This window comes from Streptomyces sp. ATLC9 (assembly GCF_057196705.1).
The window spans coordinates 1-6,006 of record NZ_JBXUOY010000299.1; the positions used below are offsets into that span (position 1 = coordinate 1).

General features: G+C 75.9%; 5 protein-coding genes. 2 read left to right on the forward strand and 3 right to left on the reverse strand.

The genetic code is table 11. The features are described from left to right. Positions 1 to 255 precede the first annotated feature (255 nt). Positions 256 to 966: a leucine-rich repeat domain-containing protein gene (locus tag AC2CJA_RS22955; RefSeq protein ID WP_484604584.1), complete on the reverse strand. Its 711-nt coding sequence runs from the start codon at positions 964 to 966 to the stop codon at positions 256 to 258. Positions 967 to 1,283: 317 nt separating this feature from the next. Between AC2CJA_RS22955 and AC2CJA_RS22960 the strand changes: the two genes are divergently transcribed. Then, positions 1,284 to 2,099 (forward strand): hypothetical protein, encoded by an 816-nt coding sequence (locus AC2CJA_RS22960; protein ID WP_484604581.1) that lies wholly within the window; start codon positions 1,284 to 1,286, stop codon positions 2,097 to 2,099. Positions 2,100 to 2,207: 108 nt separating this feature from the next. Then, on the forward strand, positions 2,208 to 2,705 hold the full coding sequence (locus tag AC2CJA_RS22965) for a hypothetical protein (protein WP_484604582.1): 498 nt from the start codon (positions 2,208 to 2,210) through the stop codon (positions 2,703 to 2,705). A 92-nt stretch (positions 2,706 to 2,797) separates the two neighbouring features. Here AC2CJA_RS22965 and AC2CJA_RS22970 read toward each other — a convergent pair whose 3' ends face one another. Next, on the reverse strand, positions 2,798 to 4,741 hold the full coding sequence (locus AC2CJA_RS22970; RefSeq protein WP_484604585.1) for an N-acetylmuramoyl-L-alanine amidase: 1,944 nt from the start codon (positions 4,739 to 4,741) through the stop codon (positions 2,798 to 2,800). 273 nt (positions 4,742 to 5,014) lie between these two features. After that, positions 5,015 to 6,006, reverse strand: a 992-nt coding sequence (locus AC2CJA_RS22975) for an aminoglycoside phosphotransferase family protein (RefSeq protein WP_484604583.1), incomplete at its 5' end; no start/stop codon positions are given.

Below are 6,006 nucleotides of genomic sequence, written 5' to 3' on the forward strand. Positions count from 1 at the left end.
GGCCGAGGCCAGGACCAGGCCGCCGCCGAGCGCGAGCGCCCTCAGGCCGAGCTGCCGCCGGCCGATCCCTCTGCCCGCGGCGGGGCCGGGTGCGGGCGCCGGGCCCGGTGTGCGATCCCGTGCCGAACCGGTCATACCGCGCCCCCTGGGAAAGTATCTTTCAGCGGATCGGGACAACGGTGAAACCTTCTTCCCGAGCCCGCTGTCCGTCAACCCCGCGGCACGGCGGACGGGTGTTCCGGGTGGGCCGCCCGCCTAACGGAGCACCACGCAGCCGCGCCGCTCCAGTTCCCCCGCCGGCCCCGGATCGACCGCCGCCCCGTTCCAGCGCAGATCCAGCTTCTCCAGCGCGGGCAGTTCCCGCCCCAGCCAGCGCGGCACCGTGCGCAGCCGGTTGCCCCGCAGGTCCAGGCGGCGCAGCCGCGGCAGGCCGCGCAGTGCCTCGGGCACCTCCTCCAGGGCGTTGTCGCGCAGTTCCACCTCGCGCAGCTCCCGCAGCCGGGAGAAGGAGGCGGGCAGCGAGCCCAGGGCGTTGCCGCGCAGCCACAACTCCCGCAGCGCGGTGAGCCGCCCGAGTGAGGCCGGCAGTTCCCGCAGCCCGCACCGCTGGGCCCGCAGCTCCACCAGCCCCGCCATACCGCCGAACTCCCCGGGCAGCGAGCCCAGCGGATTGTCGCCGACGTTCAGGTACGTCAGCGAGCGCAGTCGGCCCAGTGAGCGCGGCAGCGCGGTGAGCCGGTTGTCGTGGAGGTAGAGACAGCCGTCCAGGTCCGTCAGCTCCCCGATCTCCTCGGGCAGGGAGGTGAACGCGTTGTGGCCGAGGTCGAGGGTGCGCAGGTGCCGCAGCCCGCCGATTCGCGGCGGGAGGTCGGTGAGCGCGTTGTCCGCGAGGATCAGCACCCGTGTCCCACGGCGCTCCCACACCTGTTCGGGGACGCGGGACAGGCCCGCGCGCCAGAGGTTCACCGTCGTCCCGCCGTCCGTCCGCTCCGTCGTATCCGCCACGGCGACACCGTACTCCCGGCCCGCGGCGCCGTGTCGGCACCGCCGTGGCACAGCCTCCCCGGGGACCGGCCGAGGTCGTCCCGCGGCAGGTGGACGAAGGCGGTCGCCGGTCAGGAGTGCCGCGGACACGCCGTGCCGCATCCGGTACGGGGAGTTCGCGGAAGCGGCGTTACCCGAAACGGCGTCCCGCCGGGGGGAAACCGGCCAAGAGCACCGCGCCCGGTTCACACCGGCGTACGCTCTCCACCGTCTGCCGTGAGAGCGACGCGGCGGCAGCCGTGGCGGCGGACGAAGAGCAGGGGCACATGCACCGGGCGATGTTCGAGCGGGAGTCCGAACTCAGGGCGTCGGACAAGGCGTTGACCGACCCGACGGCGGGCGCCACTGCGCGCGGTCGCACCGTGGTGCCGACGCACGGCGCTGAGCGGGGAGGGCAACCGCCCCTCCGCACGGCCCTGCGGGCCGGCCGGCCCGGCCGACCGGTGCCCGCGGCCGCCGGCCGGGACGGCGGGCTCGCCGAACACCTGGAGCGTCTGGGGACCTCCGCCGTACGGCTGGTCTGGGCCGCCGCGGTCCTCGGCGGCACCGAGACATCCCCCTCGCTCGCCGCGGACGTCGCGGCCCTGGATCCCGGGGAGGCGGCCGAGGCCCGCGCCCGGCTGACCGCCGCCCGCATTCTCACCGGCGGCGAGAAGGGGCGGCCGCTGCGCTTCCTCAACCCGCTGACCGCCACCGCCGTCCACCGGTCCGTCCCGCCCGCCCTGCGCGTGGCCCTCCACGGCCAGGCCGCCGCGGTCGTCGCCGGGGCGGGGCACGGCCCCAGGGCCGTCGCGCGCCATCTGCTGGAGGTCCACCCCGAAGGCGACCCGGCCGTCGTCGCCACCCTGCGCGAGGCCGCCGCCGAGCACCTGAGCGCCGGAGCCCCCGAGGCGGCCCGGCGCTGTCTGGAACGCGCCCTGCGCGAGCCGCCGGGTACGCGGGAGAGGGCCGCCGTCCTCCACGAGCTGAGCCGCTTCACCCTCCCCGGCCGGTTTGCCGCCACCGCCGCCGACCACCCGCGGGCCGCCCCGGCGCGGGCCCCCGGACGGCGTTAGGGCCCCTGCGGCCACCCGGTGCGGCGAGGGCCGCGAGGCCCGCCTCACCGCCGCACGGCAGGCGCGGGCCGGAGCCCCGCGGCGGTACCGGGCCCGTACCATGGCCGCATGTCCTTTCTCCGCCGCCGCAGTGCCGCCACACCCGCCGGACCCGACTTCGACGTGCTGGCCATGGACCCGGGGGACTGGCCGGGCAACCTCGGCGCCGGGCTGCTGCCCGCGCCGGACGGAAGCTGCCAGGGCGTCTTCCTGCGCTACGACCTGTTCGGCGGACGCGGACCGGCCATGGTCATCGGGAACCTGCCGGAGGGCTCCCCGGCCCGCGAGACGGCCGAGGGCCAGATCCCCTTCGAGGTCGCACAGCTGCTGGCGGCGCTGGAGAACGACGAGGAGGTCATCGTCACCGGGACGGAGGAGAGTCCGGTGATGCTGGACGACAACCTCCTGATCGTGCGGCGGGTCACCTGCTCGGAGAGCCGGATCTCCTGTGTCCAGTTCGACCGCAGCGACAGCGTGCTGGTCACCATCGCCAGCTGGGACCGGCCGATCACCGAGGACCTCTACCAGCTGCTCAAGCCGCTGCCCGCGGAGCTGTTCCGGCGCTGACGCACCGGCGGCGCGGACGGGCGAGGACACGGAAGGGGAGGGGCGCCCGGGAGCGCCCCGCCCCTCCGCTGTGCACCCGCCCCGGCGTCACCTCACCGCCGGGCCGGCCGCACCGTGACGTCGGCGGCCTTGACGAAGGCCACCCGGTGCCCGAGCTGGATCTGGTAGTACTCCTCCTCGCCGCGCACCACCACGTGGTTCGCGGGATCGAAGGTCCTGGCGTAGTAGTACTCGCCCTTCGTCCGCAGCCCCAGCGCGTACGCCTGGCCCGCCTCCACCGTGTACGGCAGCGGGGAGACCGCCTGGGCCGGGATCCCCTCGGGGTAGGCGGAGGCCTCCGGATAGGCGCGGCCGTGGACGGGCACCGGTCCCGCGCCCTCCCTCGGGGTGACGACCAGGCCCCGGGTGGGCACCGCGGCCGGCGCGTCGGCGGGGTTGTGGAACCACGCCTTCCGCCCGAGGTACCAGATCGCCGTCCACTCGCCCCGGCGTTCGGCCACCGCGTACCGCTGGCCGGTCGAGGCGCGGGCGCCGGTGTCGTTGACGCCGGTGGTGGAGTCGCCGCCGCCCGGCCGCAGCCCGGCATCCCTCACCAGCGGCGCGTCGGGGCTCGGCCCGGTGCGCAGCCGCACCGCGCCCGAACCGTGCGGCGGGCAGGGTTGCCCGGAGCCGTCGCAGCGGGTGTAGAGGGGCTTGTGCTCCTCGTAGTCGGGCCGGATGGTCACCAGTTCCGAGCCCGGCCCGGCCGTGGGGTGGAAGGGCGCGCCCAGCAGCGTGAAGTAGTGCTGCCAGTCCCAGTACGGCCCCGGATCGGTGTGCATACCGGGGATGTGGGCGGACGTCACGCCCGGCACGTTGTCGTGCCCGATGATGTGCTGCCGGTCCAGCGGGATGTCGTACCGGTGGGCCAGGTACCGCACCAGCCGCGCCGAGGTGCGGTACATCGCTTCGGTGTACCAGGCGTCGGGGGCGGTCAGGAAGCCCTCGTGCTCCAGGCCGACCGACTTGGCGTTGACGTACCAGTTGCCCGCGTGCCAGCCCACGTCCTTCGTGGGGACGTGCTGGGCGATGTGGCCGTCGGAGGCGCGCAGCGAGTAGTGCCAGGAGACGTACTCCGGGTTCCGCACCAGGCTCAGGGCGGTGTCCCAGGTCGCCTCGGTGTCGTGCACCACGATGTAGTCGATCTTCTGCGACGCGGGGCGGTCGGCCTTGTCGTGGTTGCCGTAGTCGGGCGAGCCGTCGGGGTTGGCGTATTCCTCGTACGGCGCCGGGATCCACTCGCAGGAGACGGAACTCGGGCACTCCACGCGCTCGTCGCGCACCGGGGGAGCCGGGCGCAGCCCCGGGCCGTCCAGCCGGGCGGTCCTCGGGGCCAGGTCCGGGTCGCCCTCCAGCACCACGTGCTGGCCGGAGTCGGTGGTGCGCCGCCGGCCTTCGCGGATCACGTCGAAGACCTCGTCGGCGAAGACCCCGGCCGCCCGCGCGTCCCCGGAGCCCGGGTAGCGCGCCACGGCCCCGTACCACCGGGCGGGGTCGTCGCTCGGCGCAAGCCCCAGCTCCCGCTGGGCGGCGGCCAGCAGCGCCGCACCGCCGGCGATGTTGGCCGCCGGGTCCCGCCGCAGCTCCTCCTCGTCCAGTCCGGTCAGCTCGGCCGCCCGCTCCAGGGTGCGCAGCCGGCCGGGCAGGTCGGCGGAACCGGGCAGCGCGTCGGCGACCCGCCTGGTTTCGCGGGCGGTGTCGCCGCGCGCGTCCTCCGCGCCGTGACTGTGATGGGGGTCCTCGGCCAGCGCGGTGCGCGCGTCGGTCAGGTGCATGGGACCGTAGCCGCCCGAGACGCTGGGCGCGCCGCGGTGGCCGTCCCAGCGCGACTGCAGGTACGACACGCCCAGCAGCACGCTCTCGGGCACCCGGTACCGGTCGGCGGCGCGGGCGAACGCCTCCTGCAGCGAGTCCGGCTCCCGCCCGCCGGCGTCGGCGGTGGCCGGGAGGAGGGGTAGCAGCAGGGCGGCGGCAGAGGCCGCGATGAGTGCCCGCAGGCGCCGGCGGGCGGAGCCGGGCGGGGGCGCCGGCGGGCGGACGGGGACGAGTCCTGGCAAGGCGGCCTCCTGGGGTGCGCCGCGGTGGGGCGCGGCACGGGACTGCCCACAGGGGTACCGGCCGGCCGACGATCCGTCAACGGCCCGGGAAGAAGGGCACTCCGATGGGTTCCCGCACGTCAGAGGCCGTCCGGGGGAACCTTCACCCCGGGGCGGGACCGGAGCTGTACGGCGTCACGGGTCCAGTCCGGTGACGCCGCGCGGGTCCGGTCGTCAGCCGGTGCCCACTGCCGCCCGCACCGCGCGCCGGGCCATCGCGCAGTCGTCGTGCAGACGGCGCAGCAGCAGCCGCTGCTCCTCGCCGGTGCTCAGCAGGCCGGTCCGGTCGCAGCCCGGGGCCGGGCCCGGGTCCCGCATGGCACGCCGCACGGCCGTCTCGCAGGCGTGGACCTCACGGGTGAGGACGAGCATCAGGTTCACCAGGAAGGCGTCCCGCGCGTCACGGCCCCCTGCCTGGGCGAGCCGGCTGATCCGGCGGCGGGCCATCGGGCTGTCGCCCAGCATCGACCACAGGGTGGCCAGGTCGTAGCCCGGCAGGTACCAGCCCGCGTGCTCCCAGTCCAGCAGTACCGGGCCGACCGGGGAGAGCAGCACGTTAGCCGGCAGGGCGTCGCCGTGGCAGAACTGCGCGCGGACGCCGCCGCGCGCCAGGCCGTGGAGCAGCTTCCGCAGGTCACCCAGATCACGGTCCGTCAGCAGCCCCAGCCCGTGGTAGCGGGCGACCCGCACCCCGTAGTCGACCGGGGTCCCGAAACGGCCTGCGGGCGGCTCCCAGGTGTTCACCCGGCACACCGCGTCCAGCACCGCCCGCAGATCGGCCGGGGACGGCGGCTCCAGCGGATGCCGCTGGAGCGCCATCGGACGGCCCGGAGCCCGCTCGGCGACCAGAACGCAGCCCTCGGGGTCGGCGGCGATGAGCCGGGGCACCCGCACCGGCGGCCGGTGGCGCACGAAGGTGCGGTAGACCGCTATTTCGCGCCGGAACCGCTCGACCCGTGCGGGCGAGTGGTCCAGCAGGCACTTGGCCACCGCGATGCCGCGGCCGACGGTGCCCGCCAGCAGCACCGAGCGCCCGCCGCGGCGCAGCACCTGCACCGGCCGGAACTCCGGGCAGACCCGGTGCACCGAGGCGATGGCGGTGCGAAGCCGCCCGTCCTGCGGACCGGACGGATCCAGCCTCCCGGCGGCCGGCCGGGCCCCCGCGC

Coding starts and splice junctions, on each gene's coding strand:
- AC2CJA_RS22965 (WP_484604582.1), top strand. CDS start 2,208: ATGTCCTTTCTCCGCCGCCGCAGTGCCGCCACACCCGCCGGACCCGAC.